The organism is Microbacterium sp. 2MCAF23 (assembly GCF_052115565.1).
Classification (GTDB): domain Bacteria; phylum Actinomycetota; class Actinomycetes; order Actinomycetales; family Microbacteriaceae; genus Microbacterium.
Genome location: NZ_JBFRGY010000001.1, coordinates 246,123 through 271,908, shown reverse-complemented (window position 1 = coordinate 271,908; position 25,786 = coordinate 246,123). Strand labels below are relative to the sequence as shown.

The following is a 25,786-nucleotide window of genomic DNA, read 5'->3' as shown; positions in this document are numbered from 1 at the left end:
TCGCTTCACACGGAATTGCGCGCTTCGCTCGGACGGATCCCCGGATTCCGTCCGAGCGAAAGCGCTCTTCTCCGTGCAGAGCGCCCGCGATCGGGCGTGAAAGGATCGGACCATGCTCGCCGATCTGACGCTTCCGGTCCCGCTCGACACCCGGATCGGGCCGGTGACGCTGCGCCGGGCGCACACGGACGACACAAGCGCGATCGTCGCACTGCTCGCCGACGACGCGATCAGCGCGGCGCGCGGCGACACCGCCTCCGACGATGACCTGCCTGCCTACGCGGCGGGCCTGGAGTCGGTGCTCGCCGACGACTCCAACGACCTGCTCGTGGCCGAGCACGACGGCGCGGTCGTCGGCACCTTCCAGCTGACGCGCATCCCCGGGATGTCCCGCCGCGGCTCAACCCGGTTGCTGGTCGAGGCGGTGCGGGTGCATTCCGATCTGCGCTCGAGCGGCGTCGGATCCGCCCTCATGCGCTGGATCATGGAAGTCGCGACCGTCGAGCTGGGCAGCCCGCTGGTGCAGCTCACCTCGGATGCGCAGCGCGTCGAGGCGCACCGCTTCTACGAGCGCCTCGGATTCGCCGGATCCCACAAGGGCTTCAAGTACAACGCGCCCCTCAGGGGGTGACGAAATCGACCGGCGCTCAGGCCTCGTCCGGATCTGACAGGTCCTCGACCGCGACGGGGGTGCGGCCGGCGAACATGACGCCCACGCCGTACTCGTCGCCGATGCTCAGGCCGCACTCCGCGAACCGCATCATCCACGTCCCGTCCTGCCACACGACCGCCTCGGGCGCACCGAACGGCGGCTCCGATTCTGCGAGCCGCGCCCGATCGGCGTCCGACAGCGCGCCGCGCGGCCCCGCCAACTCGTCCACCAGGTAGCGGATCGCGGACTCGGTGAGCGCCGCGAACTCCGTCACGACGCCCTGGGCCGTCTCGCGCGCCTCCGCGCTGGGTTCCTCGGCCGGTTCCGCGATGACGCTCACCGTCCAGCCGCCCTCCCCGCCCTCGACCCCCGCGGTCCAGCAGGCGATGTCCTCCGGCGCGTCGATCCGGATCAGGGTGGCGCCGTCGAGCTCGATGGCGTCGGGAAGAGTGCTCATGCTCCGATCCAACCAGACCGGGCCCCGACATGCAGTGCGCCGTTCCCGATGACGGATCAGGCCCGACAACGGACCCGGCCCGACAACGGACCCGGCCCGACGAAGGATCAGGCACGACGACGGATCCGGGTCCCACCCGCCCTGGACTCGAATCGTTCACCCCGCATTCACCCCGGTCCGCCTCACCGGTAACTCCACCGCCGTACATTCCCTCTCGACCCGACCCCGGCGGCTGCGCCGGACACCGAGAGGAAAACATGCTCATCAGCAACCGTCGTGCGCGCATCGGCGCCGGCATCGCGCTCGCGACCAGCGCCGCGCTCCTGCTCTCCGCCTGCTCCGGATCCGCCTCCGCCGACCCGACCAGCTCGGGCGGTTCGGGCGTCAAGGCCGCCACCGCCACCTCCCTCAAGGACTTCGGCACCCTGGCCGACCTCGAGAAGGCCGCCGAGGCCGAGGGCAAGCTCAACGTGATCGCACTCCCCCACGACTGGGCCAACTACGGCGAGATCCTCGCGGCCTTCACCAAGAAGTACCCGAAGATCACCGTGAACGAGGCCACCCCCGACGCGTCCAGCGCCGAAGAGATCCAGGCCGCGAAGACGAACGAAGGCCTGGACACGGCTCCCGACGTGTTCGACCTCGGTCTCACCGTGACCCTGCAGAACACCGACAAGTTCGCCGCCTACAAGGTCGAGAAGTGGGACGAGGTGCCGGCCGAGCTGAAGGACAAGGACGGCCTGTTCACCGGCGACTACGGCGGCTACATGTCGATCGGCTACGACTCCTCGAAGTTCCCGGAGCCGAAGACTCTGGCCGACCTGAAGAAGTCCGAGTACAAGGGCGCCGTGGCGCTGAACGGCGACCCGACCCAGGCCGGCGCCGCCTTCGCCGCCGTGGGCCTCGCCACGGTGCAGTCGGGCGGGAAGCTCGACGACTACCAGAAGGGCATCGACTTCTTCTCCGAGATGCAGAAGGCCGGCAACCTGCTCAAGGTGGACGTCACCACGGCGACCGTCGCCAGTGGCGAGACCCCTGTCGTCTTCGACTGGGACTACCTGAACGCCGCGCACGTCAAGGACAACAAGAACTGGAAGACGGTCGTCCTGCCCGGCACCGGCTACGCCGGCTACTACAACCAGGCGATCAACAAGGCGGCCCCGCACCCGGCCGCCGCGCGCCTGTGGCAGGAGTTCCTCTACAGCGACGAGGGCCAGAACCTCTGGCTCAAGGGCGGCGCCCGCCCCGTGCGCATGGACGCGATGACCAAGGCCGGCACGGTCGACAAGACGCTCGCCGCTGCCCTGCCCGCCGCTCCCAAGGAGACGGTCGTGCCGACGGAGGCGCAGAGCACCGCTGCCGGCAAGCTCCTCGGCGAGAAGTGGGCTGCGGCCGTCCAGTGATCTCCGACACCGCTGCGGCGCCCGCCGCATCCCGTGCCGGGTCGGAGCTGCGCGCTCCGGCCCGGCACGGGTCGTCCGGAAGGCATTGGACGAGCCTGTTCCGTCGCGGCCTCGCCGCCATCGGGCTCGTACCTTTCGCCGCCTACCTGCTGCTGTTCCTCGTGCTGCCGACCATCCTCGCCGTCGCGACGGGGTTCTTCACCCGGGCCGGAGCGTTCACGTGGAGCAACGTCTCCGCCCTGTGGGATCCGACGGTGATGCTCACCTTCGCGAACTCCGCCGGGCTCTCCCTGCTCACTGCCGCGATCGGCGCGGTGGTCGGCGCCCTCGTCTGCTACGCCCTGCTGGGTCTGCGCGCAGACAGCGGAGTGCGCACGGTGGTGGATGCCGCAAGCGGCGTGCTGGCGCAGACCGGCGGCGTCATGCTCGCGTTCATGTTCATCGCCACCCTCGGACTGCGCGGCGTGGTCACCGGACTGATGAAGGACGCGTTCGGCATCGACCTGTTCGCCCGGGGCCCATGGATCTACGAGCTGCCCGGACTGATCCTGCCCTATCTCTACTTCCAGATCCCGCTCATGGTCATCACGTTCATGCCCGCCCTCTCGGCGCTGAAGCCGCAGTGGGCCGAGGCCAACGTCACCCTCGGCGGCACCCGCGCGAGCTTCTGGCTGCGCATCGGGATCCCCGTGCTCGCCCCGTCGTTCCTCGCGAGCTTCCTGCTGCTGTTCGCCAACGCGTTCTCGTCCTACGCGACGGCGGCCGCCCTCGCGAGCCAGGGATCGCAGATCGTGCCGCTGCAGATCCGCGCCGCGCTCACGAGCGAGACCGTGCTGGGCAGGGAGAACCTCGCCGGCGCCTTGGCGCTCGGCATGATCGTCGTCGTCGGGATCGTCATGTGGCTGTACTCACTGGTCCAGCGCCGGGCAGCGAGGTGGCAGGCATGAACCGGCTCGCCCCATCCGCGCTCACCCGATGGATCATCGGGATCCTGGTCGGGCTGTTCTTCCTGATCCCTCTCGTCGCGACCCTCGCCTACACGTTCCGCGGTGAGGACGGCGCGTTCACCCTCTCGCACTGGGCCGGCCTCGGCGATCCCGCGAAGGCTGCGGTCTACCAGCCGATCTGGACGGGCCTCGGCAACTCGCTGATCCTCGCGATCGTCACCGTCCTCATCGTGCTGCTCGTGCTCGCGCCGACGATGATCCTGGTGAACCTGCGGTTCCCCCGGCTGCGCCCGGTGTTCGAGTTCGTCGTGCTGCTGCCGCTCTCGATCCCGGCGATCGTGCTCGTGGTCGGCCTCACGCCGATCTACCTGCAGATCGGGCGCTCCTTCGGCACCGGCGCCTGGACGCTCGCCTTCGCGTACGGCATCACCGTGCTGCCCTTCGCGTACCGCTCCATCCAGGCGTCGATCGACGCCGTCGACATGACCACCCTCGCCGAAGCGGCCCGCTCCCTGGGCGCCGGGTGGGGCACGGTCGTGCTGCGCGTGCTCGCGCCGAATCTGCGCCAGGGTCTGCTCGCCGCATCCCTCCTGTCCATCGCGGTCGTGCTCGGCGAGTTCACGATCGCGTCGCTGCTGAACCGCGATGTGCTGCAGACCGCGCTCGTCGTCGTGCAGAAGCAGGACGGCTGGGCCCCGGCGATGTTCGCCCTGATGGCGCTGACGTTCAGCTTCCTCCTGCTCCTCATCATCGGACGGGCCGCCCGCGGCCGGTCTGGAAAGGCCGACTCATGAGCGACATCGCGCTCCCCCGCACCGCGGACAACCCCCTGCTCGCGGATCGGGCCGACGGCACCCGCGTCCAGTTCGACGGCATCGTCAAGAGCTACGGCCGCACCCAGGTGCTGCACGGCATCGACCTCGACATCGCGCCCGGCGAGTTCGTCTCCCTGCTCGGACCCTCCGGCTGCGGCAAGACCACCCTGTTGCGCGTGCTCGCAGGCCTCGAGGAGGCGGACGGCGGCGCCGTGCTGCTCGGCGGCAAGGACGTCTCCGGCGTGCCGACGAACAAGCGCGACCTGGGCATGGTGTTCCAGTCGTACTCGCTCTTCCCGCACCTGCGCGTGGTGGACAACACCGCGTTCGGCCTGCGCCGGCGCAAGGTCGCCACCGCCGAGGCCCGGCGGCGCGCTCTGGATGCGCTGGCCCTGGTCGGGCTCGACGCGCATGCCGACAAGTACCCGCACCAGCTCTCGGGCGGTCAGCAGCAGCGCGTGGCCCTCGCCAGGGCGCTCGTGACCGAGCCGCGCGTGCTGCTGCTGGACGAGCCGCTCTCGGCGCTGGACGCCAAGGTGCGCGTGCAGCTGCGCGACGAGATCCGCCGGCTGCAGCTGCGACTCGGGATCACGACGGTGTTCGTCACGCACGACCAGGAGGAGGCGCTGAGCGTCTCCGACCGGATCGCCGTGATGAACGCCGGCCGGATCGATCAGATCGGCACGCCCGAGGAGCTCTACCTGCGCCCCGCCACGGCGCACGTCGCATCCTTCGTCGGGCTGTCCAGCGTGGCGCGCGGTGTCGCCGACGGCGCGAACGTGCGGGTGTGGGGCGCCGAGATCCCGCTGCAGCTCCCGGCGACCGGCGAGGTGGACGTGCTGCTGCGGCCGGAGAACGTGCGCCTGGTCGAGCCCGCCGGGGCCGCCGTGACCGGAACGGTCGAGGAGAGCATGTTCCTCGGGAGCATGCGACGCACGCTGGTGCGCACCGAGGATGGCCTGCTCGTGCGCGTGCAGCACGCGGCGCGGATCCACCCGCAGTACGGCGACATCGTGGGGCTCGCGGTCGATCCCGAACCGGTGGCGGTGCGTCAGGCCGGCTAGCCTGCGGCAGGCGCGAGGCCGAGGTGCGGGTAGAGCGCGCCGAACGTCATCAGCAGCCCCTGGGGGAGGATCCGACGTGGTCCTCCCCCGGGACCGTGAACACCTGCGTCTCGAATCCCGCCCGAGGTTCAGCCCGCGAGCGACCGCGCCAGCGCCATGTACTCGGCCGGCGACGCGTTCGGAAGGTACGCACGGCCGATCGCCAGGCCGATCGCGGGCAGCTGCCCGTTGTCGGCGTAGAACAGACGCATCGGGCGGTACTCGGGGTTGAACTTGCCCTTGTAGCGCAGCAGCGAGGCGAAGCCGTAGGCGGGCTCGAGCACCCGGCTCAACCAGCCCAGCAGCCGGGTGATCGCGGGGTCCGCGTCGGCGTCGCCGTCGACGGTCTGCGCGAGCGGCGCACCGGAGAGGCTCATCACCTCGAGCCCCTGCTCCTTCATGTGCAGCGCCGCCGAGGCGATCGCGAACTCCATCACGCCCGGCATCGCACCATCCGCGCGGCGCATGAAGTCGAGGGTGCGTCCGATCAGCCGCCCCTCGCGCCATACGGGCATCCAGCTCGTCACCGCCTGCAGCTCGCCCTCCGGTCCGATCGCGAGCAGGATCTCGACCTCCGGATCCCTGAGCTCGTCCATGCCGCCGAGGGTGAAGCGCATCTCCGGCAGCGCCTTCTCCGCGATCCACTGCTCGCTGAGCGCGTCCAGCTGGGCGACCAGCCCGGCGGGCAGCTGCTCCCACGTGGTCCACAGCGTGGTCAGCCCGTCGCGCTGTCCGCGGTTGTACGGCTGGCGCACCTTGGTCCACACCTTGCCGGTCAGCTCGAAGCGCTCGAGCGGCACCACGGTCTCCTCGGCCACCGAGATGCTCTTCCAGCCGAGCTCCCGGAAGGCCGGGGCGAACTCCTCATGCGTGCTGTAGAAGACGGGCGTCCAGGCGTTCGCGTCGCAGAAGTCCAGGAACCCGCGGATGGTCTGCGCGGTGTCTCCCGCGGTGCAGACCGGATCCCCCACCGCGATCGCGATGTCGTTGACCACGCGGTAGGCCACGGCACCGCGGCCGTCCGCCGTGAACCAGTGCTCGTTGCCCTCCCACGTGCCCATGAACCCGAGGGTGCCGCCGTCCGTGGTGCGCAGCTGGGTGCGGAAGCGCTCCGCGTGGTCCGCCGTCCTGCGCGAGCGTCCGAGCAGGAGCCCCACCATGGCGATCGCGAAGACGAGCCAGAACAGCGCTCCCACATCGCGGTGCAGTGCGAGCGCGAATCCGGTGAGCGGGGTGCGCCCGCCGGGGTGGCCGATGATGGTGGGCAGGAAGCGACGCAGCGTGGTGCCCAGGGCGGACCAGAACGACGGCGAGTGCGAGACGACCGACACCAGGATCATGTTCGCGGTGGCCAGCACGACGAAGGCGATCCCGATCGTGAGCGAGAACCGCCGTACCGCGCGGCGCGATGCGCGCACCGCGAACCGGCGATGGGTGATCGCGAGTACGATGCACATCCCGACCGGGATGAGGATCGCCAGCACGGAGAAGCCGGGGAACTGGCGGTCGATCTCGACCACGTCGGTCGGCTCCTTGAGCGAGTGCGCGGCCACGCTGAGCCCCGTGAGCAGCGCCATCACGGCGTTCACGCCGATCGCAAGGAACCAGGCCGCGCGGCGTCCCGCGCGCAGGCCCCACGCGGCGATGAGGCTCAGCAGCAGCGGCACCAGGCTCATCAGCACCACACCGGTGCCGGCGGCGACCGCCGTGCTCACTCCGGCGACGCAGTGCGCCGACGCGTTGTTCCGCGCGCAGGCGTCGGTGATCCCGGAGATGTCCACGCCGCGGAGGCCCGCGACCACCGGCGCCAGCGGCCCGATGCCGACCCCCGTCAGCAACACGATCAGCGGGCCGAGGCCGGTGACGGCGACCATCGCCGCGATGAGGGTCCTGGTCTCGCGGTAGGAGCTGCGGTACCAGGCGGGCCGAGGTCGGCCGCTCGTGAGGATCACGCCCAGCACAAGGCCCGTCAGCCCGGCCAGCAGCCGGTACACGCTGTCCGCATCGCCACCGTAAAGCGTGTAGGTGACCAGCAGCGAGAGGCCGAGCAGGCGGATGCGCCGTCGATACAGCGCGGGGGCGAAGGCGCTGCCCGCCATGATCGCCCCGAGTATTCCGATCGACGGATCGAGCACGGCGCCTCGCGCGTCCACGCGCGCCCACACCTGCCCCCAGGACCACGCCAGCGACTGGATCCCCAGACCGAGCAGGCCGCCGAGCATGCCCGTCATGAGGAAGGCGCCGACGACGCGCCACGTTCCCATCAACCGCTCCGCGTAGGCCAGCAGCGTGAGCGCGAGCAGCCCGGCCAGCAGCAGGCCGCCCCACGAGTCCGGCACGAGCAGCGCGGTCAGCGGCGTCCACCACTCGCGCTCCCGGCCGAACGCGAGCGGACTGAGCCCGACTCCCACGGGGCGATGACCCCGCAGCGGACCGAGCACCAGACCGCTGACCAGCAGCAGGACGCTCAGCACCATCGCGAACGGATGGCTGCGCGCATAGCGCCCTGCCCTGCGGCCCACGGCCGCCGCAGTCTCGCGCCAGGCGGTCATCGGGCGAGCCCCAGGTGCGGATACAGCACGTCGAAGGCCTTCTCCAGGCCGCCCCGCAGCCCCGGCCCGGTGTGCGTGGCGTTCGGCACGAGATAGTAGGTCGTGGTGAATCCGGCCGCTTCGGCGAGGCCGGCCGACACCTTGTTCGCGGGTCCGTACTTCTTGTCGAGCGCTCCGGCGGCGAAGATCGCGTAATGCCCGTCGTAGGCGCCGGGGTGCTCGGCGAGGATGGCCTGCGGCTTGCTCGCGTCGAACAGGGCCTTGTCCCCCCGGAACGCCTTCTCCACCGACTTCGGATCCCCGAAGCCCGACCATGGTTCACCGGACGCGGTGGCGATGTTGCCCCAGATGTCGGGATGCCGTGCGCCGTAGATGAACGCGCACGCTCCGCCGTTGGAGTAACCCGAGATGGTCCAGTACTTCGGATCCTGCAGGACGCGCAGATGTCCGCGGATCCAGTTCGGGATGTCGGTGTTGAAGTACGTCTCGACGCCCCCGTAGGCGGCGGAGTCGATGCAGCCCGGATTCTGATCCTGCGCGCCGAGCTGGTCGGCGATGATCACGATCGGCGCGAGGCCGTCGTGCTTCGCGGCGAACTCGTTCATGACGTCCACCATCGGATGCGGGTTCGGATAGCCCGGAAGGCCCATCATGAACACGACGACGGGCAGCGGCGGCGGATCCTTGACCAGGGCGGCCGGTGGCAGGTAGATGGTGGCCGCCCTGGGCCGGAAGCCCGCGGAGGACTTCAGCGCGTTGGCGCCGATGAGCGCGCCGTAACGGCCGTGCGCAGGCATGTCGGCCGGCGGTGTCCACGTGTCCGCGAGCGGCTGGGCGGGATCGGCCTTGCCGGGCAGCGGAGGAGCGAAGTGCGTGAGAGGACCCAGCGTGTTGATGCCGAGGATGTCGCCGAGCGTGCGATCCAGAGCGAACGCCTGGTTGACGCCGATGCCCATGGACAGCACGGAGCCGATCACCGTCACGATCGCGACGACCTTGCGCCACCAGTGCGAATCCCACAGGCTCGCGATCGCGAGACCGATCGCGGCGAACCCCGCGGTCGTCCACCAGTGCACAGCGCCCGGCATCGGAACGCCGAAGACGTCGGCGACGTCCACGAACACGACCAGGAACCAGCCGATCAGTGCGCCTGCCACCACCGCGATCGAGGCGCGCACGATCCAGCGCCGTCGCAGCGGCCGGATGAGAAGGGCGACGAGGCCCGCGGCAGCGAGCCCCCAGATGATCCACGGCACCGGCCCGTCGGCGAGATCCAGCTCCAGCAACCAGCGCGGCATGAAGGGCGTGCTCCGTTTCCCGCCTCCGGACGGGGCGACGACCCATCGTAATCCGTGCCGACCTGGCAGAACCGGTGCCGGCGCTCTGACCGGGCTTGGAGAAGCCTATGAGACGCGCCGGGGGCGCATAAGTCCCCCGGCGCGTCTCACAGCGTCCGGCTCCCGCGCCTCGGGGGTCGCCCCGAGGCACGGGTTCACAGCACGCGCGCGAGGAAGTCCTTCGTGCGCTGGTGCTGCGGGTTCGCGAGCACCTCGCGGGGGTCGCCCTCCTCGAGGATGTGCCCGCCGTCCATGAAGATCAGGCGCGAGCCGACCTCCCGGGCGAAGCCCATCTCGTGGGTGACCACCATCATGGTCATGCCCTCATCGGCGAGCGTGCGCATCACCTGCAGCACCTCTCCGACGAGCTCGGGGTCGAGCGCCGACGTGGGTTCGTCGAACAGCATCATGTCGGGGTTCATGCACAGCGCCCGTGCGATCGCGACGCGCTGCTGCTGGCCGCCGGAGAGCTGACCGGGAAAGGCATCGGCCTTGTGCGCCATGCCCACGCGCTCCAGCATCGCCTTCGCGACCTTGTCCGACTCGGCCTTGCTGCGCTTCTTCACCTGCCGCTGCGCGATGGTGAGATTGCCCAGCACCGACATGTGCGGGAACAGGTTGAAGCTCTGGAACACCATGCCGATGCGGGTGCGCACCCGGTCGATGTCGACGTCGGGGTCGGTGACGTCGATCCCCTCGATCAGGACCTCCCCGCCGGTCGGCTGCTCCAGAAGGTTCACCGAGCGCAGCAGCGTCGACTTCCCGGATCCGGAAGGGCCGATCACGCAGACGACCTCCCCGGCATGCACGGACAGGTCGATGCCCTTGAGCACCTCGTTGTCGCCGTAGCTCTTCACGAGCCCGCGGATGTCGATCGCGGGCGCGCTCAGGTTGATCAGGTCGGTGCTCATCGTTCCCTCGCCATCCGACGCTCGAGCCACGCGGTGAAGCGGGTCAGCGGAATCGTCACGATCAGGTACAGGATCGCGGCCATGATCAGGGGCGTGCCGTTGCTGTTCTGCGTGCTCGCGTCACGGGCGAAGGTCGTGAGCTCCTTCGACCAGATGAACGTGCCCACCACGAAGAGCAGCGACGTGTCCTTGAGCAGCAGCACGAACTCGTTCGTGAGCGGCGGGATGATGATCCGGAAACCCTGCGGCACGACGATCCAGAAGGTCGTCTTCATGGGCGACATGCCGAGCGAACGCGCGGCCTCGGTCTGGCCCTTCGGCACCGCCTGGAGCCCTGCGCGGATCGTCTCCGCCATGTAGGCGGAGGCGACCAGGATCAGGCCGACGAGACCCAGCACGACGGGGCCGCCGAGTTTGGTCCCCGGCACCCCCGCCGCGATCGGCACGATGAACCCGATGGCGAAGATCGTCAGGATCGCGGGAAGACCGCGGAACAGTTCGATCCAGGCCGTGGCGATCCACCGGAAGGGTCCGATGCTGCTCATCTTCAGCAGCGCCAGGAACACGCCGAGCAGCAGACCGCCCGCGAACGCCACCGCCGTGAACCACAGCGTGTTCACCAGCGCCACGGTGACGATGCTCGGGAGCATCTTGGCCGCGACCGCCGGGTTGAAGAACAGCGGGCCGAGCTTGGCCCAGTTCGCGGTGAACGCCACCCACAGGACGATCGCGATCAGCACGACGTAGACCGAGTAGCGGTACAGCTTCTGTTTCTGAGTGCGTCTCAACGCCATCGCCGAGATCCTCCCGTCGCCGACCGTGTGGCGATCACTTGGCGGTGAAGTACGTGTCGTAGATCTTCTTGGCCTCGCCGCTGTCCTTGAGGTCCTTCAGCGCGCCGTTGACGGCCTTCAGCAGAGCCGTCTTCTGGCCCTTCTGGAACGCGAAGCCGTAGGACTCCTTGGTGTTGTACGTCTCGACGATCTTGTACGACTTGTCGGCCTTCTCGTGCTCGAGGTTCACCGGCTGGTCCTGCAGGATGGCGTCGATCTGCCCGGCCTGGATCGCCGGCCACAGCTCGCCGTCGGAGGGGTACTGCACCAGGTTCGCGCCCTTGGCGTGCTCCTTGGCGTAGCTCTCGCCCGTGGTTCCCTGCTGCACGCCGACGTTCTTGCCGGACAGACCGTTGATGTCCTTGATGCCGGAGTCGGTCTTCACCAGCAGCGACTGCAGGGAGTCGTAGTACGGGTCGGAGAAGTCGATGTTCTTCTTGCGGTCCTCGGTGATGGTCATCGCCGATGCGCCGACGTCGCAGGTGCCGGAGGCCAGCGTGGTGCCGGACTGCAGCGCGTCGAAGCCCACGTCCTGGACGGCGAGCTTCAGGTCGAGCTTCTTGGCGATCGCGCCGAGCATGTCGATGTCGAACCCGGTGTAGCCGGTGCCGTTGTCACCGCCCTCGAACTCGAAGGGCGGGTAGGGGATGTCCGAGCACACCGTGAGCGTGCCGGCCGTGACGAGACCGTAGTCCGCGCCGGCGGCTGCGGTGGACCCGCTTTCGGACGGGGTGCCGCTGCCGGAGCAGCCGGCGAGGGCGAGGGTGGTGGCCGCCGCGAGGGCGAGTCCGTAGGCGATCTTCGAGCGACGTTCCATGTGCGACTCCTGTGTCGAGGACGCGGGCGTCCTGGTGCGGGTTGCCGACAATCTTGACATGGTGCGGTTACCGCCGTGTAACACCGAGAGTCTCGAAGGCGTCTCGGTTCGGTATCGGCAGGTCGGAAGCCGCGGATTCCCGCGGTTCTCGGCTCTTCCGGGCCGTCCAGAATGTCTGAGATCCGAGACGATGCCTGGGGAGACTGTCCGGTGACGCCCGATCCCCCCGCTAGTCAGACCTCGAAGTCGACGGCCGAACGTCCGCCCGAGACCGAGCGCACATAGCCCACGACCTCCTGGTGCGCCGGGTGCACCTGGTACGCATCCAGGCCCGCGGCATCGTCGAAGTCGGCGATCAGGGTCACATCCCAGTTGCCGTCGATCGCGAGAGCGTTCACACCGGCGGTGAGCGCGCGGATCGACGGCACGACGCCGACGAGGCCCTCCAGCCGTGAGGCGACCCCCGCGGCATGCTCCGCGCGCTCGGCGGGATCCGTCGTCGCCATCTTCCAGGTCACCACATGCCGCAGCGTCATCGCTTCTCTCCTTCCGCCGCGTCCGCGGCTCGTCCTGCATCTCCCGCTGCGCCGGCCTTCTCGGCGAGGGCCTCGCGCAGCCGCTCCGGGGAGATGCGCCAGTGGCCGTGCAGCTCCCCGTCGATGAGGAGCACGGGGATCTTCTCCCAGTACTTCTCGTAGAGGACGGGGTCGTCGAGGATCGACAGCTCGGTGATCTCCATGTCCTCGGCGAGCGCATCCGGCAGCTCGGCGACGACCGCGTCGACCACGTCCGACGCCACGTCGCACAGGTGGCAGTCGGGCTTGCCGATCAGAGTCAGTGCGATCACAGCGCGGGGGTCTCGATCGCGCGTCCGTCCGCGATCCACTCGGCCGTGCCGCCCTCCACGTTCGTGGCGTCGTAGCCGCGGGCCTCGAGGGCCTCCACGACACGAGCCGAGCGCCCGCCGAGCTGGCAGATCACGTCGAACGCGCCGTCCGGAAGCTCATGCAGCAGGTCTCCGAGCTCCGACATCGGCAGGTTCACGGCGCCGGGCACGTGCCCGGTGGCGAACTCGTTCCTCTCGCGCACATCGATGAGGGGCGTCTCGGTGCGCTCGGCCAGCTGGGCGACGGTGATCGTCTTCATGGATCCGATTCTTCCAGACGCCCGTGTCCGCGGGCGCGCCGGACCATCGGTGCCGGAAATGCACGAAGCGCCCCGGCGATCCGAAGATCGGGGGCGCTCAGTGACTTGCGCGCTACGCGCGGCCGCTTACTTCTTGTTGCGGCGCTGGTGGCGAGTCTTGCGAAGCAGCTTGCGGTGCTTCTTCTTCGCCATGCGCTTGCGGCGCTTCTTGATGACAGAACCCACGGAAACCTCACTAAGTCAGGGGCTGGGCGTCGCACACGGACGATGCCCGGGATCGGGGCATGAAAAAATGCCTCGGAACAGTCTAGCGCACGGCGCCGCCGACGTTGACGCACGAGCGTTCGGGACGCTCCGCGGCGGTCCGGGCGGGACTCGCGCGCGCTCAGCCCGCGTCGGCGATCGGAGTCTGCAGGGCCGCCGTGACGGCGGACTCGGGCACTCTGTAGCTGCGGCCGAAGCGGATCGCGGGCAGTTCGCCGGCGTGCACCAGCCGGTACACGGTCATCTTGGACACGCGCATGATGGCCGCCACTTCGGCGACGGTCAGGAACTTCACGTCCGGAAGCTGTTCGGGCATCCCCATCCACCCCTCTCCCGTCGCGCGAGCTGCACGGCGGGTTGCGACAACTGTAGGGGCTGCTGGCGACACGTGTAAACCCATGTGAACGCTGTGACAGAGGACGCTCAGACCACGGCCGATCTCGCGATGCGCTCCGCGGCGTCCTTGCGCACCTGGCGCTCGTTCTTCTGCGCCGCCCGCAGCGCCTTCTCGGCCTCGCGCACGCTCCTCACCGCCGCACGCACGCGCTTGTCTGCGGCGAGCGCGGGGTCTTCCGGGACGAAGACGGGAGGAGTCCGAGCGCCCTCCGGCCGCGCGGCCGCGAGACGGTCGATATGGGCGGCGATCCCGTCCAGAACGCGTTCGATGCCGAACAGCATCGGGTCCCTGTCGCCGTCGATCGCCCCCTCGTCCAGCGCGGCGCGCGTGTGCGGATAGGCGTCCGCGTCGATCAGCGCCCGGAACAGGGCCGCCTCCTGCGCACCGACCTCCTCGAGCGTCCGCCCGCTCGAGCGCGCGGCCTCCGCATAGCCCGCCGCCACCGTGCCGAACCACCGAGCCTGTCCCATGATGGCGAGCATCGCTCCCATCCGCTCGTCCTGATCGAGCGGCGTCTCTGCGAAGGCCGCAAGGTACGCATCCATCCAGGCGGCGGTCCCCGGCGTGACCGGGGTACCGCTGATCGGCAGGCTGAGCAGCCAGGGATGCCGCAGGTAGACGTCGAGATGCGCGCGGTAGAGCCGCTCCGCCTCCTCCCGCCAGCCCGGATCGGCCGCACCGGGCTCCGGGAGCGGAGGGAGTCCCGACGCCTCCTCCTGCATGAGCAGCAGGAGGTCGTCCTTCGCGGTGACATAGCGGTAGAGCGACATCGGCGTGAATCCGAGCGCCTTGGCGACGGCCGCCATCGACACTGCTCCGAGCCCGTCGCGGTCGGCGAGCGCGACCGCCTCTTCGACGATGCGCTCCACGCTCATCTCGCGCTTCGGCCCGCGCTGCGGACTGGCCGCCATACCCCAGGCCAGTGCGATGCCGCGCGGCAGATCGGGCAGGTCGACGGGATCCGGCTCTTCGGTCATGAATCCAGAATAGGACTGTTTACGGTGTAAACAGTGTGTTATGGTCATAAACAGTTTCATCCGTACACAGAAAGGAACGGCGATGACCACGGCCATCGAAGTCGCAGGACTCACCAAGCAGTACCGCGGCACCCCCGTGCTGCGCGGCGTCGACCTCACCGCAGAGCAGGGCGAGATCGTCGCCCTGCTCGGTTCCAACGGCGCCGGCAAGACCACCACCATCTCGATCCTCACCACGCTCACCCGTGCCGACGCCGGCACCGCCGTCGTCGCCGGGTGCGACGTGCGGCGCGACCCCGAGGGCGTGCGGCAGCGCATCTCCCTCACGGGGCAGTCCGCCGCGGTCGATGACGCGCTCACCGGCGTGGAGAACCTCGTGATGCTGAGTCGGCTCTCCGGGCTGAGCCCGCGTGCCGCCCGCCGCCGTGCGGACGAGCTGCTCGCGCAGTTCGCCCTCGCCGACGCGGCGGGGCGCAAGGTCTCCACGTACTCCGGCGGCATGCGGCGCCGGCTCGATCTCGCGCTCAGCTTCGTCGTCACCCCGCAGGTGCTCTTCCTCGATGAGCCCACGACCGGCGTGGATCCGCGCAGTCGCCTGGACCTCTGGGCGGTCATCCGGGGTCTCGCCGACGCGGGCACCACCGTCTTCCTCACCACCCAGTACCTCGAGGAGGCCGACCAGCTGGCGGATCGCATCGCGGTCCTGCACGAGGGGCGTATCGTCCGCACCGGCACCGCGTCGGCATTGAAGGCGCAGTTCGGCAGCGACGTGCTCGTCGCGGAGGGCGCCGACGGGGCCTCGCTCGCGGAGATCACGACCGACGGATCGATCGACGGTATCCGCCGCGCGCTGGACGAGCTCGAGGCCGCGCATCCGACGGCACGCGTTCAGCTGCGCCGCCCCACGCTCGACGATGTCTTCCTCACCTTGACCGCGACCGGCGACGCCGACCGCACGACCATCCGGGAGTTCGCATGACCGCTCTGTCCGCCCCTGTCGCCCCGCGCCCGCTGGATCCGGTCCCGTCGCCCGCGTCAGGGATCCGCCCGCGCCTGCGCGGCTTCGCCGCCGAGCGCGTGTTCGTCCGCCGCAGCCTCATCCTGTCGCTGCGCGACGGCGAGACCCTGTCGATCTCGATCATGCTGCCGGTCACGCTCATGCTGCTGTTCACGTTCGTCTTCGGCGGGGCGATCGAGGACGACGGCAGCTACGTCGACTATGTCGTGCCCGGCATCATCCTGCTGTGCGCCGGCTTCGGCGCCGCGTCGACGGCGACATACGTGTCGCGCGACATGTCCACCGGGATCATCGACCGGATCCGCACCATGCCGCTGCGACCGGGATCGGTGCTCACCGGCCACGTGATCGCGAGCCTGGCGCGCAACCTGGTGTCGACCGCCGTCGTGTTCGGTGTCGCGCTGCTGCTCGGCTTCCGCCCGAGCGCGGGTGTTCTGCAGTGGATCGCCGCGTTCGGCGTGATCGCGGTCTACATCCTCGTGATCACGTATCTCTACGCCGCCATCGGCCTCGCCGCGGGCAGCCCCGAAGCCGCCGCGGGATACGGGTTCATCCTGATGTTCGTGCCGTACCTGTCCAGCGCGTTCGTGCCGGTGGACACGATGCCGACCTGGCTGCAGTGGGTGGCGGAGAACCAGCCCATCACGCCGATCATCGAGACGATCCGCGGCCTGCTCATGGGCACGCCCCTGCACGCCCAGCCGTACTGGGCACTGGGCTGGTGCGCCGCGATCCTCCTGATCTCCGTGCTGTGGGGTCGCTGGCTGTTCGGCAAGGCGCGGCGCTGAGCAGCTGCTCGCTCACCCTCGCAGGGTCGACGCGACGCCCGGATCCGCCCGGATCCGGGCGTCGCGCGCGTCAGGCTCCGAGCCGCTTGAGTGCGGTCTGCACGACGTGCTTGGCGGATGCCGCGGCGCGACCCACCACCTCGGCCGCGTGCGCGGCGCCGTCGGGCAGGGGCGGGACCCCGATGAGCCCGGAGATGTCGGGCGCGGAGTCCCCGTACGCGTCGGCGAGGAACGGGACGAGCCAGTCGTCGACCTCTTCCAGAGGCGCGGCCTCGATGCTGTAGAAGCGGCGCTGTCCGTCTTCGCGCACGGTGACCAGCTCGGCCTCGCGCAGCACCTTGAGGTGCTTCGAGACGGTGGGCTGACTGATGCCCAGCTCGCTGACGATCTGCGTCACGCTGGTACCGGCGTCCCCGTCCTCTGACCGCTGGCGCAGGAGTTGCAGGATGTCCCGTCTCGTGCCGTCGGCGATCACGTCGAAGATGTCGGTCATGCCTTCACAGTAGCCGCGCCGAGGGCGGAGTACCATGACGAAGGCTTGGCGGACGGAGGATCGGAGGGGCTCGACCATGGCGCGCACCGCTGCCCCGCGATCCTTCTCCGAGATCGCCCGACGGACCGTCCGTCTCGGCAAGACCCTGACGACCTCATCGCCCTCTCGGTTCGCGATCGTCGTGTTCTCGGCGCTCATCCTGATCACCACGGCGCTGCTGTCGCTGCCGATCGCGAGCGCCGACCGCACGGTGACGCCGCTCGCGGACGCGCTGTTCACGGCGGTCTCCACGATCTGCGTCACCGGCCTGTCCACCGTCGACATGTCCACGCACTGGTCGGGCTTCGGGCTCGGCGTGATCTTCGTGGGTGTCAACATCGGCGGCCTCGGCGTGCTGACCCTTGCCAGCGTGATGGGCCTGGCGATCTCGAAGCGGCTGGGGCTGCGCGCCAAGCTCATCGCGGCGGGCGACACCAACCCGATGCGAGCGCACGGCGGCCCCGTGAACGAGAGCCAGACCGTGCGCCTCGGCGAGGTCGGATCCCTGCTGCGCACCGTGGCGATCTCGGCGTTCACGATCGAGGCCGGGCTCATGGTGCTGCTCTACCCCGCGCTGCTGACTGCGGGGGTGCATCCGGTCAACGCCCTGTGGGAGGCGCCGTTCTACGCCGCGATGGCATTCACGAACACCGGATTCACCCCGAACCCCGGGGGGCTCGAGCCGTTCGCGCAGAACTACTACGTGCTCAGCGTGCTCATGCTCGGCGTATTCCTGGGCAGCCTCGGCTTCCCGGTGATCTACACGCTCACCCGGCAGCGCTGGCACGTGCGGCGCTGGTCGCTGCACGCGAAGCTGACCATGCTCACCACGATCGTGCTGTTCGTGGTCGGCGCCGCCGTGTTCCTGCTGCTCGAGTTCGACAATCCGAAGACCTTCGGATCCATGGATGCCGGCGACACCACGTTCCAGGCGTTCTTCCTGTCCGCGATGACGCGTTCGGGCGGCTTCAGCGTGGTGAACATGGGGGATCTGAATGGATCCTCGATGCTCGCCGCCTCGATGCTCATGTTCGTCGGCGGCGGCTCCGCCTCCACGGCCGGCGGCATCAAGGTCACCACGCTCGCCGTGCTCGCCCTTGCCGTGATCAGCGAGGCCAAGGGACGTCCTTCGGTGCAGGCGTTCGGGCGCCGGATCCCTTCGGACGTGCAGCGCGTCGCCCTCAGCGTGGTGGCCTGGGGCGCCACGACGGTCGCGCTGTCCACGATCGCCATCAGCCAGATCACGAAGTACCCCGTGGAGGAGGTGCTCTTCGACGTGGTCTCGGCCTTCGGCACCGTGGGCCTGTCGACGGGCGTCACCGAGAGGCTGCCGGATGCGGCGACGTACATCCTCGCCGCGACGATCTTCATGGGACGCGTCGGCACGGTGACCCTCGCGGCCGCGGTGGCCGCGACGTCGCGCAATCAGTTGTACTCGCTGCCCGTGGAGCGGCCGATCGTCGGCTGACCCGCAGCAGCCGCGGTCGGCGGAGTCGCGAGGGGCGTCACGTCCTCCCCGATTCGGCTGACGCGGAACGCCCCAGCGGCGGACAGTAAAGTGGGCGGCATGGTTGAAGTGCTGCGCAACGACGCTCCGGTGCTCGTGATCGGCCTGGGCCGCTTCGGCGCCGCCTGCGCCGGCGAACTGGACCGCCTCGACCGGGAAGTGCTCGCGATCGACACCAACCTCGAGCTGGTGCAGAAGTGGTCGGAGCGGGTCACGCACGCCGCGCAGGCCGACACCCGCAACATCGACGCGCTGCGCCAGATCGGCGCCCAGGACTTCCAGGTCGCCGTCGTCGCCGTCGGATCCTCGATCGAGGCCTCGGTGCTCATCACCGCGAACCTCGTCGACCTCAAGGTGCCGCAGATCTGGGCGAAAGCGGTGTCGCAGTCGCACGGCAAGATCCTCGCCAGGGTGGGTGCGAACCACGTCGTCTACCCCGAGCGCGAGGCCGGGGAGCGCGTCGCGCACCTCGTGTCGGGCCGCATGCTCGACTTCATCCGGTTCGACGACGACTTCGTGCTGGCCAAGATGTATCCGCCGAAGTTCATCCGCGGCGTGGGCCTGAACCAGTCCGGTGTGCGCAGCAAGTACAACGTGACCGTGGTCGGCGTGAAGAGCCCCGGCAAGCCGTTCCGCTACGCCGAGGCCGACACCGTCGTCACCAACCACGACCTCATCATCGTGTCGGGCACGAACAGCGACATCGAGCGGTTCTCCTCGCTGGATCGCTGAGCCTGCGCGGCACCGGGCCGGCACCTCCGTCGGTACGTGGCGCCCGGCGTGACCGCGAGACCGAACCCTCGTCCCGAGACCGACGTTCTGATCTGCTGTCTCGGCACGCAGAATCGGTTTCGCGGTCACGGCATGTCCGTCGCGAGGGGGATGCCGACCGCGCCGGCGCGTGGTCGGATGGAGACATGACCGACTTCACAGCGCCCTTCGCCGCCGCGCCGCCGGTGCTCTCGCTGCAGGGCCTTCGCAAGCAGTTCGGACAGAAGGTCGCTGTCGACGACCTCTGGCTCGATGTCCCCGCCGGATCCATGCTCGGCCTCCTCGGCCCCAACGGCGCCGGCAAGACAACGACCCTCGCGATGACCACGGGGCTGCTGCGCCCCGATGCCGGCTCCGCCCAGGTGCTCGGTGCGGACGTCTGGCGGGATCCCGCCGCCGCCAAGGGTCGCATGGGGGTGCTGCCAGACGGCGTGCGGATGCTCGATCGCCTCACCGGCGCCGAGCTGCTGCGCTACACCGGTCTGTTGCGCGGCATGACCGAGGCCGAGGTCGTCGCCCGGACCGGCGAGCTGCTGGACGCGCTGGGGCTCGCCGACGCCGGCAGCACGCTGGTCGTGGACTATTCCGCGGGCATGCGCAAGAAGATCGGCCTCGCGTGCGCGCTCATCCACGCGCCGCGCCTGCTCATCCTGGACGAACCGCTCGAGGCGGTCGATCCCGTCTCGGGCGAGACGATCCGGCAGATCCTTCGGGCGTTCGTCGACGGCGGCGGCACGGTCGTGCTGTCCAGCCACGTCATGGAGCTCGTCGAGTCCCTGTGCGATCGGGTCGCGATCGTCGCCGATGGGCGCCTTCTCGCGAACGGCACCCTCGACGAGGTGCGCGCGGGCGAGACGCTGCAGCAACGCTTCCTCTCCCTGGTCGGCGCGCACGAACTCGGATCGGAGACGCTCGCATGGTTGCGCTCCTCGTAGGCCTGCGCTGGCGCCAGCTCGGCCATCAGCTCGGGCGCAACCCGTGGATGATCGTGTCCCTGATCATCTCGGGGATGATCGCCCTCGGCCTTCTCGCCGCCCTCGCGGCGGGTCTTGTGGCGCTGCGGATCGCGGCGCCCGATGCGGCCGTGCGCACGCTGGTCGTCGTCGGCTCCGGCATCGTGCTCGTGTGGTGGATCGGCTCGATCGTGGTGAGCGTCGACGACTCACTCGCCCCCGAACGCTTCGCCCTGCTGCCGGTCACGGCACGATCGCTGCTGCCGGGGCTCGTCGTCGCGGGCGCCACCACGATCGGCGGCATCGGCACGACCGTGGCGCTGCTGCTCATGCTCGTCGGGTGGTCGGTGAGCCCGCTCGCGCTCGTGGCCGCCGTGGTGCTGATCCCGCTCGCGCTCGCGACGTGCGTGCTCGGCGCCAGGGTGGTCAGCGGCGTGCTCGCCGGGTGGCTGGCCGGACGGCGGACGCGCGACCTGGTGATCACGCTCGGCGTGCTGCTCGTCGCCTGCTCCGGCCTGCTGATCAACGTGCTCGTGCGCGCTTTCGCCCGGCTCTCGGACCCCTCGGCGGTCCTGCCCGCGATCGCCGACGCCGCCGGATGGACGCCGCTGGGCGCCGTATTCGGCGTCTCCGCCGCGCTCGCCCAGGGCGATCTGCTCGCGGCGGGCCTTCGGCTGCTCATCGCCCTCGCGACGGCCGCGGCCCTGTGGTTCGCCGCGCGCGGACTGCTCGCCGCACGCCTGGTCGCGCCGATCCAGAGCCGCAGCGGCGGCCGCGTGCGCTCGGGCGGACTGCTTGATCGCGTACTCCCCGCCTCCCCGGTCGGAGCGATCGCGGCCCGCACCCTGCGCTATGCCACGCGCGATCCGCGCCAGGTCATCAACACCGTGATGATGGTGCTGCTGCCCGCGCTCCTGATCGGGATGACTCTGATGAACGGACGCGGGGAGGGCTCATTCGCGCTGGGCCCCGCCGCGATCCTCATCCCGGCGATCAATGCGCTGCTGATCGGCACGATCCTGCAGCTCGGCATCGCCTACGACAACGACGCGATCGCCCTGCATATCCACAGCGGCGTGCCGGGACGGGCGGATCGCGCGGGCCGCCTGCTCGGGTTCGGGATCATCGCGGTGCCCGTGACGATCGTGCTGTGCGTCGCGGCGAGCATGCTCGCGGGGCGGATGGACCTCATCCCGGCCAGCCTGGGCGCGGCCCTGGGCCTTGGCACGGCGGCGGCCGGCCTCGGGGTGTGGGTGGGCGCATTCCTGCCCGGCCGCGCACCCGCCCCTGAGGCGAATCCGTTCGGACGCGGATCCTCCGGCGGGGTGCAGTCGATGGTCGCGATGATGATCATCACGCCGCTGAGCCTGGCGATAGGAGGGCCCGCGTTCGGCCTTGCGATCGCCGCGATCTGGACGCCGTGGCTCGGCTGGCTGAGCCTCGCATTCGGCCTGGTGTGCGGAAGCCTCGCCATGTGGGGCGGCGCGGTGCTGGGCGGACGGATCCTGGAGCGGCGCTGGCCCGAGGTGCTCGCCGAGGTCGCCAGCGAGGCGTGAGGACGGAGGGCCCGGTACATCGGGCCCTCTGCGTCAGGCCCCGGCGGCGAGTTCGCGTGCCCGCGCGAGCGCGGCGTCGGTGGCGCGGGCGAACAGGCCGTGCAGAGCGGCGTCCTGCAGCACGGCGATGGCGCGCTCGGTGGTGCCCTTGGGGCTCGTCACGCGTCGGCGCAGCTCTGCAGGATCCTCGCCCGACGCCTCCAGCAGCGCGGTCGCGCCGATGAAGGTCTGCTCGGCCATCAGTCTCGCCTCGGGCTCGGCGAAGCCCTTGCCGATCGCGGCCTTCGTGAACTCCTCGATGAGCAGGAAGACGTAGGCGGGACCGGATCCGGAGATCGTGGAGAGCGGGTCGATCTGCTCCTCCGCGACCTCGATCACGGATCCGACCGTCTCGAACAGTCGGCGCACGAGGGCGCGCTCCTCGTCGGTGACGCCGGGAGCCGCGGCGAGACCGGTGACCGCGCGGCCCACGGTGGCCGGTGTGTTCGGCATGGACCGGAGCACGCTCGTGCCGGCCGGCAGGTGTGCGGCGAAGGTCGCCAGGGTGACGCCGGCCGCGATGCTCACGACGATCGCGTCCTCCCGCAGATGCGGGGCGATCTCGTCGAGCAGGTCGGGCACCATGGCCGGCTTGACGCCCACCACCACGATCCGCGCGCCCGCTGCCACGTCGTTGCCGGAGGGCTCCTGCTCCAGCGCGATCGAGCGCACACCCGGCAGACCCTCGAGCTCGGCCGCGCGCACCGAGGTCCGATTGGTGGCGGTGATGCCGCCGTCGACAGAAATCCCGCTCGCGACGAGGCCACGCAGGATCGCGCCTCCCATCGAACCGGCACCGAGGAACGCGACAGAGGGAAGGGCATCGACCATGCCGCCATCCTACGAGCCCGCTCCGTGCGGTGGCAGGGCCGGCGTCCGCCCGCTGCCGATGCCGGTCGGGCCGTCATGCGTCCCGCCGCCGCGCATAGACTCGTGGCATGAGTGCATCCGGTGGTGGCAAGGCGATCCTGGCGGCGTTCCTCGCGAACATGGGCATCGCTCTCGCGAAGCTCGTGGCGTGGCTGCTCTCCGGATCCGCCTCGATGCTCGCGGAGGCCATCCACTCCGTCGCCGACTCGGGCAACCAGCTGCTGCTGATGCTCGGCGGCCGCAAGGCGCAGCGCCGCGCGGATCGCGAGCACCCGTTCGGCTACGGCCGCGAACGCTACGTGTCCGCGTTCGTGGTGTCGATCATCCTGTTCTCCGTCGGCGGCGTGTTCGCGATCTACGAGGGCGTGCAGAAGCTCATCGAACCGCACGAACTCGACAAGACCTGGTGGTGGCTGCCGCTCGCCGTGCTGATCGTGTCGATCGTGCTGGAGTCGTTCTCGCTGCGCACCGCGATCAAGGAGAGCAACCACGTGCGTCCGAAGGGGCAGTCGTGGATCTCGTTCATCCGGCGCGCGAAGGCCCCCGAGCTGCCCGTCGTGCTGCTCGAGGACACCGGGGCGCTCGCGGGTCTGCTCTTCGCCCTGCTCGGCGTGGGGCTCACCCTCCTCACGCACAATCCGGTCTTCGATGCTCTCGGCACCCTGATGATCGGCCTCCTGCTCGTGCTCATCGCGATCGTCCTGGGCATCGAGACCAAGAGCCTGCTCGTCGGCGAAGGGGCCAACGAAGCCGACTTCGACCGCATCGTCGATGCGATCCACGCGGGCGACGAGGTCGAGAAGCTCATCCACATCAAGACCCTCTACCTCGGCCCCGACGAGTTGCTCGTCGCCGCGAAGATCGCCCTGACCTCGGACAAGACCGTGCGGGCGGCGGCCGACGACATCGACACGATCGAGGCGCGCATCCGCGAGGCGGTTCCGGCCGCACGGGTGATCTATCTCGAGCCCGACATCTACCGGCCGGCTCAAGACCCCTCCCCCTCCACCGACGCGTTCGTGCTGCGTTCGGCCGACTGACCGGGCGGATCCGTCGTGGTCGACCCGCTCGCGGCCGCACTCGCCGACCCCACGGTCTCCGCGGACGCGCGGCAGAAGCTGCAGCACGTGCAGGATGTGCTGCGCGAGGATCCGCAGGCTCGCCTGATCTCGCTGTTCTTCGAGGGCGAGGAGCCCCGCGCCGCCGTGGCGTTCGGCGACGTCGACGCGGCGGAGCTGATCGTGGTCGTGCTGCACGGGATCGACACGGATCTCGCCGTGTTCGCACGCTGGGCGGACATCGCCCGGCGGCTGTGCGCGGATACGATCCGGGCCAGCACGCTGCGCGGCGGAACCGCCCGGATCGCGACCGTCGCCTGGTTCGGCTACGACTCCGGCACCCACCTGTCGGCGCTCGCGACGAAGCACGCGACCGTGGGGGCGGCGCGGTTGGCCGGCGATCTGGTGCGGATGCGGCACGGCCATCCGCAGGCGCACATCGCACTGCTCGCATACTCGTACTCGTCGACGCTGTTCGGCGAGCTGGTGCTCTTGGACGGCGCGGGCCCCGTATCCATGGCGTTCTCGATCGCCTCGGCCGGAATGACGCACATGGCCGCGGATGCGGTGGCCGAGGCGATCTCGAAGCGCTCCTTCTCGTTCTACGCGACGGAGGCCTCGAGCGACGCAACCGCTCCCCTCGGACGGCTCGGCGCGCATCCGGTCGACCCCCGCGACATCGAGGGCGCGATCGTCTACTCCTCCGACGGCGGCCCCATCCCAGGGTCAGGTGGCGAGCAGGGCGAGCCCACCGACGGGCATGCCTCGCAGACCGAGGTCGACGAGCACGGCGAGCGGCACCGCGGCTACTTCGACCCACGTGCGCAGGCGTATCTGTTCGCCGTGCAGCGCCTGGCCCGGCTGGCGTCGCGACACCCCAAGGCCTGATCCGGCACCTCGCGAGCGTCTCGTGCGCCGGGGTCAGCGCCGCTCTGCGAAGAACGCGCGCAGCTGCTCCACGGCCTCGTTCTCACGGACGCCGCCGATGACCTCGGCCCGGTACGGCAGCCGGCGGTCGCGCAGCACGTCGTAGAGCGACCCGGCGGCTCCTGCCTTGTCGTCCCAGGCGCCGAACACGACCCGGCCGATCCGGGACTGCAGGATCGCGCCGGCGCACATCACGCACGGCTCCATGGTGACGACGAGCGTGCAGCCGGTGAGGTTCCAGGACCCGTGTGCGGCGGCGGCCGCGCGCAGGGCGACGATCTCGGCATGGCCGGTCGGATCCGTCGTCTCCTCACGGTTGTTGCGCCCCTCCCCGATGGGCCGGCCCTCCGGGTCGAGCACGACGGCGCCGACCGGGATCTCGTCCGCGACTGCGGCTGCGGCGGCGAGGGCGAGGGCGCGCTCCATCGCCGTGTCGTCCGTGACGGGTCGTGCTGCGCTCACCGGTCCTCCCGACGGTCGAGCCTAGCCGCATGCCCCTCACCGGATACGCTGTCTCTATGCGCGTTCACGTGGCCGACCACCCCCTCATCACCCACAAGCTGTCGGTGCTGCGCGACGCGCGCACGCCGTCGCCGGTGTTCCGCCAGCTCACCGAGGAGCTCGTGACGCTGCTCGCCTACGAGGCGACGCGCAACGTGCGGGTGAGCCCGATCGAGATCACGACTCCGGTCACCACGACGATGGGCGTGAAGATCTCGGAGCCGCGGCCGATCGTGGTCCCGATCCTGCGCGCCGGTCTCGGCATGCTCGAGGGCCTCGTCAAGCTGCTTCCGACCGCCGAGGTCGGCTTCCTCGGCATGGTCCGCGACGAGGAGACCTTCGAGCCGACGACCTACGCCGAGCGCCTGCCGGATGACCTCAGCGGACGCCAGTGCTTCGCGATCGACCCGATGCTCGCGACCGGCGGATCCCTCGCCGCCGCGATCCAGTTCCTGTTCGATCGCGGTGCGGACGACGTCACCGCGATCTGCCTGCTCGGCACGCCCGAGGGTGTGGCGGCGATCGAAGCACTCGTGGGCGACCGCAACGTCACCCTGGTGCTCGGCGCCCTCGATGAGCGTCTGAACGAGAAGGGGTACATCGTGCCCGGCCTTGGCGACGCGGGCGACCGCCTGTACGGCACGGTCTGAGACCG

At 69.9% G+C, this 25,786-nt stretch carries 29 protein-coding genes; 14 read left to right on the top strand and 15 right to left on the bottom strand.

Translation table 11 applies throughout. The features are described 5' to 3' along the window. The first annotated feature begins 112 nt into the window (after positions 1 to 112). Positions 113 to 631: a GNAT family N-acetyltransferase gene (locus AB4078_RS01325; RefSeq protein ID WP_440734902.1), complete on the top strand. Its 519-nt coding sequence runs from the start codon at positions 113 to 115 to the stop codon at positions 629 to 631. A 16-nt stretch (positions 632 to 647) separates the two neighbouring features. Here the strand turns inward: AB4078_RS01325 and AB4078_RS01320 are convergent, their stop codons facing one another. After that, complete coding sequence (locus AB4078_RS01320) at positions 648 to 1,109, bottom strand: hypothetical protein (protein ID WP_441975666.1); 462 nt, start codon at positions 1,107 to 1,109, stop codon at positions 648 to 650. A 257-nt stretch (positions 1,110 to 1,366) separates the two neighbouring features. Between AB4078_RS01320 and AB4078_RS01315 the strand changes: the two genes are divergently transcribed. Genes AB4078_RS01315 through AB4078_RS01300 form a run of 4 tightly spaced genes read left to right on the top strand, consistent with a single transcriptional unit; the run spans position 1,367 to position 5,338 of the window. After that, entirely contained in the window at positions 1,367 to 2,512 is a 1,146-nt protein-coding gene (locus AB4078_RS01315) for an ABC transporter substrate-binding protein (RefSeq protein WP_441975665.1), read from the top strand. After that, positions 2,509 to 3,459 (top strand): ABC transporter permease, encoded by a 951-nt coding sequence (locus AB4078_RS01310; protein WP_441975664.1) that lies wholly within the window; start codon positions 2,509 to 2,511, stop codon positions 3,457 to 3,459. Before AB4078_RS01315 ends, AB4078_RS01310 begins: the two co-directional genes overlap by 4 nt. Continuing rightward, complete coding sequence (locus AB4078_RS01305) at positions 3,456 to 4,253, top strand: ABC transporter permease (protein ID WP_441975663.1); 798 nt, start codon at positions 3,456 to 3,458, stop codon at positions 4,251 to 4,253. The genes AB4078_RS01310 and AB4078_RS01305 overlap by 4 nt, the downstream gene beginning before the upstream one ends. Next, positions 4,250 to 5,338: an ABC transporter ATP-binding protein gene (locus AB4078_RS01300; RefSeq protein WP_440734897.1), complete on the top strand. Its 1,089-nt coding sequence runs from the start codon at positions 4,250 to 4,252 to the stop codon at positions 5,336 to 5,338. Before AB4078_RS01305 ends, AB4078_RS01300 begins: the two co-directional genes overlap by 4 nt. A 128-nt stretch (positions 5,339 to 5,466) precedes the next feature. Here the strand turns inward: AB4078_RS01300 and AB4078_RS01295 are convergent, their stop codons facing one another. The 11 genes from AB4078_RS01295 to AB4078_RS01245 all read right to left on the bottom strand — a co-directional run bounded on the left by AB4078_RS01295 (position 5,467) and on the right by AB4078_RS01245 (position 14,611). Then, positions 5,467 to 7,929 (bottom strand): bifunctional lysylphosphatidylglycerol flippase/synthetase MprF, encoded by a 2,463-nt coding sequence (locus AB4078_RS01295; protein WP_441975662.1) that lies wholly within the window; start codon positions 7,927 to 7,929, stop codon positions 5,467 to 5,469. Further along, the gene (locus AB4078_RS01290) at positions 7,926 to 9,227 is read right to left on the bottom strand and encodes an alpha/beta hydrolase (RefSeq protein ID WP_441975661.1); all 1,302 of its coding nucleotides are present in this window, start codon (positions 9,225 to 9,227) and stop codon (positions 7,926 to 7,928) included. Before AB4078_RS01290 ends, AB4078_RS01295 begins: the two co-directional genes overlap by 4 nt. Before the next feature lie 194 nt (positions 9,228 to 9,421). Then, positions 9,422 to 10,177, bottom strand: coding sequence for an amino acid ABC transporter ATP-binding protein (locus AB4078_RS01285; RefSeq protein ID WP_440734894.1), 756 nt, complete (start codon positions 10,175 to 10,177; stop codon positions 9,422 to 9,424). Beyond that, entirely contained in the window at positions 10,174 to 10,971 is a 798-nt protein-coding gene (locus tag AB4078_RS01280) for an amino acid ABC transporter permease (RefSeq protein WP_441975660.1), read from the bottom strand. Before AB4078_RS01280 ends, AB4078_RS01285 begins: the two co-directional genes overlap by 4 nt. A 34-nt stretch (positions 10,972 to 11,005) precedes the next feature. After that, complete coding sequence (locus tag AB4078_RS01275) at positions 11,006 to 11,827, bottom strand: basic amino acid ABC transporter substrate-binding protein (protein WP_440734892.1); 822 nt, start codon at positions 11,825 to 11,827, stop codon at positions 11,006 to 11,008. A gap of 233 nt (positions 11,828 to 12,060) precedes the next feature. Beyond that, entirely contained in the window at positions 12,061 to 12,363 is a 303-nt protein-coding gene (locus tag AB4078_RS01270) for a Dabb family protein (RefSeq protein ID WP_441975659.1), read from the bottom strand. After that, a complete protein-coding gene (locus AB4078_RS01265) occupies positions 12,360 to 12,674 on the bottom strand; it encodes a glutaredoxin family protein (RefSeq protein WP_440734890.1) in 315 nt (104 codons plus the stop codon). Before AB4078_RS01265 ends, AB4078_RS01270 begins: the two co-directional genes overlap by 4 nt. Further along, positions 12,671 to 12,973, bottom strand: a complete 303-nt coding sequence (locus tag AB4078_RS01260) for a rhodanese-like domain-containing protein (RefSeq protein WP_441975658.1) — start codon at positions 12,971 to 12,973, stop codon at positions 12,671 to 12,673. Before AB4078_RS01260 ends, AB4078_RS01265 begins: the two co-directional genes overlap by 4 nt. Positions 12,974 to 13,099: 126 nt before the next feature. After that, entirely contained in the window at positions 13,100 to 13,198 is a 99-nt protein-coding gene (locus tag AB4078_RS01255) for a 30S ribosomal protein bS22 (RefSeq protein ID WP_003792170.1), read from the bottom strand. Between the two features lie 160 nt (positions 13,199 to 13,358). Continuing rightward, positions 13,359 to 13,553, bottom strand: coding sequence for a helix-turn-helix domain-containing protein (locus tag AB4078_RS01250; protein WP_440734888.1), 195 nt, complete (start codon positions 13,551 to 13,553; stop codon positions 13,359 to 13,361). Between the two features lie 107 nt (positions 13,554 to 13,660). Continuing rightward, a complete protein-coding gene (locus AB4078_RS01245) occupies positions 13,661 to 14,611 on the bottom strand; it encodes a TetR/AcrR family transcriptional regulator (RefSeq protein ID WP_441975657.1) in 951 nt (316 codons plus the stop codon). Positions 14,612 to 14,693: 82 nt separating this feature from the next. Here AB4078_RS01245 and AB4078_RS01240 point away from each other — a divergent pair, with 82 nt between their 5' ends. Both AB4078_RS01240 and AB4078_RS01235 read left to right on the top strand, forming a co-directional pair. Then, on the top strand, positions 14,694 to 15,590 hold the full coding sequence (locus AB4078_RS01240) for an ATP-binding cassette domain-containing protein (RefSeq protein ID WP_441975656.1): 897 nt from the start codon (positions 14,694 to 14,696) through the stop codon (positions 15,588 to 15,590). Beyond that, on the top strand, positions 15,587 to 16,417 hold the full coding sequence (locus tag AB4078_RS01235) for an ABC transporter permease (RefSeq protein ID WP_441975655.1): 831 nt from the start codon (positions 15,587 to 15,589) through the stop codon (positions 16,415 to 16,417). Before AB4078_RS01240 ends, AB4078_RS01235 begins: the two co-directional genes overlap by 4 nt. A gap of 70 nt (positions 16,418 to 16,487) precedes the next feature. Here the strand turns inward: AB4078_RS01235 and AB4078_RS01230 are convergent, their stop codons facing one another. Continuing rightward, positions 16,488 to 16,910 (bottom strand): ArsR/SmtB family transcription factor, encoded by a 423-nt coding sequence (locus AB4078_RS01230; RefSeq protein WP_440734884.1) that lies wholly within the window; start codon positions 16,908 to 16,910, stop codon positions 16,488 to 16,490. 76 nt (positions 16,911 to 16,986) lie between these two features. On the opposite strand from AB4078_RS01230, the gene AB4078_RS01225 reads away from it, so the two are divergent. From AB4078_RS01225 to AB4078_RS01210, 4 genes are all read left to right on the top strand, one after another. Continuing rightward, positions 16,987 to 18,417: a TrkH family potassium uptake protein gene (locus AB4078_RS01225; protein WP_441975654.1), complete on the top strand. Its 1,431-nt coding sequence runs from the start codon at positions 16,987 to 16,989 to the stop codon at positions 18,415 to 18,417. A gap of 99 nt (positions 18,418 to 18,516) precedes the next feature. Beyond that, on the top strand, positions 18,517 to 19,188 hold the full coding sequence (locus AB4078_RS01220; protein ID WP_045272962.1) for a potassium channel family protein: 672 nt from the start codon (positions 18,517 to 18,519) through the stop codon (positions 19,186 to 19,188). 185 nt (positions 19,189 to 19,373) lie between these two features. Beyond that, positions 19,374 to 20,162: an ABC transporter ATP-binding protein gene (locus AB4078_RS01215; RefSeq protein ID WP_440734882.1), complete on the top strand. Its 789-nt coding sequence runs from the start codon at positions 19,374 to 19,376 to the stop codon at positions 20,160 to 20,162. Then, positions 20,144 to 21,736, top strand: a complete 1,593-nt coding sequence (locus AB4078_RS01210; protein ID WP_441975653.1) for a hypothetical protein — start codon at positions 20,144 to 20,146, stop codon at positions 21,734 to 21,736. Before AB4078_RS01215 ends, AB4078_RS01210 begins: the two co-directional genes overlap by 19 nt. Before the next feature lie 33 nt (positions 21,737 to 21,769). Here the strand turns inward: AB4078_RS01210 and proC are convergent, their stop codons facing one another. Continuing rightward, positions 21,770 to 22,606, bottom strand: a complete 837-nt coding sequence (gene proC, locus AB4078_RS01205; protein ID WP_441975652.1) for a pyrroline-5-carboxylate reductase — start codon at positions 22,604 to 22,606, stop codon at positions 21,770 to 21,772. 107 nt (positions 22,607 to 22,713) lie between these two features. Between proC and AB4078_RS01200 the strand changes: the two genes are divergently transcribed. Further along, the gene (locus AB4078_RS01200; RefSeq protein WP_440734879.1) at positions 22,714 to 23,685 is read left to right on the top strand and encodes a cation diffusion facilitator family transporter; all 972 of its coding nucleotides are present in this window, start codon (positions 22,714 to 22,716) and stop codon (positions 23,683 to 23,685) included. A 15-nt stretch (positions 23,686 to 23,700) separates the two neighbouring features. Beyond that, positions 23,701 to 24,591 (top strand): alpha/beta hydrolase, encoded by an 891-nt coding sequence (locus AB4078_RS01195; protein ID WP_441975651.1) that lies wholly within the window; start codon positions 23,701 to 23,703, stop codon positions 24,589 to 24,591. A 33-nt stretch (positions 24,592 to 24,624) separates the two neighbouring features. On the opposite strand, the gene AB4078_RS01190 is transcribed toward AB4078_RS01195, so the two are convergent. After that, positions 24,625 to 25,092, bottom strand: a complete 468-nt coding sequence (locus AB4078_RS01190; protein WP_441975650.1) for a nucleoside deaminase — start codon at positions 25,090 to 25,092, stop codon at positions 24,625 to 24,627. A 56-nt stretch (positions 25,093 to 25,148) separates the two neighbouring features. Between AB4078_RS01190 and upp the strand changes: the two genes are divergently transcribed. Continuing rightward, positions 25,149 to 25,781 carry a uracil phosphoribosyltransferase gene (gene upp, locus AB4078_RS01185; protein WP_440734876.1) on the top strand — a complete coding sequence of 211 codons (633 nt, stop codon included), beginning with the start codon at positions 25,149 to 25,151 and terminating at the stop codon, positions 25,779 to 25,781. The last annotated feature ends 5 nt before the right edge of the window (positions 25,782 to 25,786 follow it).

Coding starts and splice junctions, on each gene's coding strand:
- AB4078_RS01325 (WP_440734902.1), top strand. CDS start 113: ATGCTCGCCGATCTGACGCTTCCGGTCCCGCTCGACACCCGGATCGGG.
- AB4078_RS01320 (WP_441975666.1), bottom strand. CDS start 1,109: ATGAGCACTCTTCCCGACGCCATCGAGCTCGACGGCGCCACCCTGATC.
- AB4078_RS01315 (WP_441975665.1), top strand. CDS start 1,367: ATGCTCATCAGCAACCGTCGTGCGCGCATCGGCGCCGGCATCGCGCTC.
- AB4078_RS01305 (WP_441975663.1), top strand. CDS start 3,456: ATGAACCGGCTCGCCCCATCCGCGCTCACCCGATGGATCATCGGGATC.
- AB4078_RS01300 (WP_440734897.1), top strand. CDS start 4,250: ATGAGCGACATCGCGCTCCCCCGCACCGCGGACAACCCCCTGCTCGCG.
- AB4078_RS01295 (WP_441975662.1), bottom strand. CDS start 7,929: ATGACCGCCTGGCGCGAGACTGCGGCGGCCGTGGGCCGCAGGGCAGGG.
- AB4078_RS01290 (WP_441975661.1), bottom strand. CDS start 9,227: ATGCCGCGCTGGTTGCTGGAGCTGGATCTCGCCGACGGGCCGGTGCCG.
- AB4078_RS01285 (WP_440734894.1), bottom strand. CDS start 10,177: ATGAGCACCGACCTGATCAACCTGAGCGCGCCCGCGATCGACATCCGC.
- AB4078_RS01280 (WP_441975660.1), bottom strand. CDS start 10,971: ATGGCGTTGAGACGCACTCAGAAACAGAAGCTGTACCGCTACTCGGTC.
- AB4078_RS01275 (WP_440734892.1), bottom strand. CDS start 11,827: ATGGAACGTCGCTCGAAGATCGCCTACGGACTCGCCCTCGCGGCGGCC.
- AB4078_RS01270 (WP_441975659.1), bottom strand. CDS start 12,363: ATGACGCTGCGGCATGTGGTGACCTGGAAGATGGCGACGACGGATCCC.
- AB4078_RS01260 (WP_441975658.1), bottom strand. CDS start 12,973: ATGAAGACGATCACCGTCGCCCAGCTGGCCGAGCGCACCGAGACGCCC.
- AB4078_RS01250 (WP_440734888.1), bottom strand. CDS start 13,553: ATGCCCGAACAGCTTCCGGACGTGAAGTTCCTGACCGTCGCCGAAGTG.
- AB4078_RS01245 (WP_441975657.1), bottom strand. CDS start 14,611: ATGACCGAAGAGCCGGATCCCGTCGACCTGCCCGATCTGCCGCGCGGC.
- AB4078_RS01240 (WP_441975656.1), top strand. CDS start 14,694: ATGACCACGGCCATCGAAGTCGCAGGACTCACCAAGCAGTACCGCGGC.
- AB4078_RS01235 (WP_441975655.1), top strand. CDS start 15,587: ATGACCGCTCTGTCCGCCCCTGTCGCCCCGCGCCCGCTGGATCCGGTC.
- AB4078_RS01230 (WP_440734884.1), bottom strand. CDS start 16,910: ATGACCGACATCTTCGACGTGATCGCCGACGGCACGAGACGGGACATC.
- AB4078_RS01225 (WP_441975654.1), top strand. CDS start 16,987: ATGGCGCGCACCGCTGCCCCGCGATCCTTCTCCGAGATCGCCCGACGG.
- AB4078_RS01220 (WP_045272962.1), top strand. CDS start 18,517: ATGGTTGAAGTGCTGCGCAACGACGCTCCGGTGCTCGTGATCGGCCTG.
- AB4078_RS01215 (WP_440734882.1), top strand. CDS start 19,374: ATGACCGACTTCACAGCGCCCTTCGCCGCCGCGCCGCCGGTGCTCTCG.
- AB4078_RS01210 (WP_441975653.1), top strand. CDS start 20,144: ATGGTTGCGCTCCTCGTAGGCCTGCGCTGGCGCCAGCTCGGCCATCAG.
- proC (WP_441975652.1), bottom strand. CDS start 22,606: ATGGTCGATGCCCTTCCCTCTGTCGCGTTCCTCGGTGCCGGTTCGATG.
- AB4078_RS01200 (WP_440734879.1), top strand. CDS start 22,714: ATGAGTGCATCCGGTGGTGGCAAGGCGATCCTGGCGGCGTTCCTCGCG.
- upp (WP_440734876.1), top strand. CDS start 25,149: ATGCGCGTTCACGTGGCCGACCACCCCCTCATCACCCACAAGCTGTCG.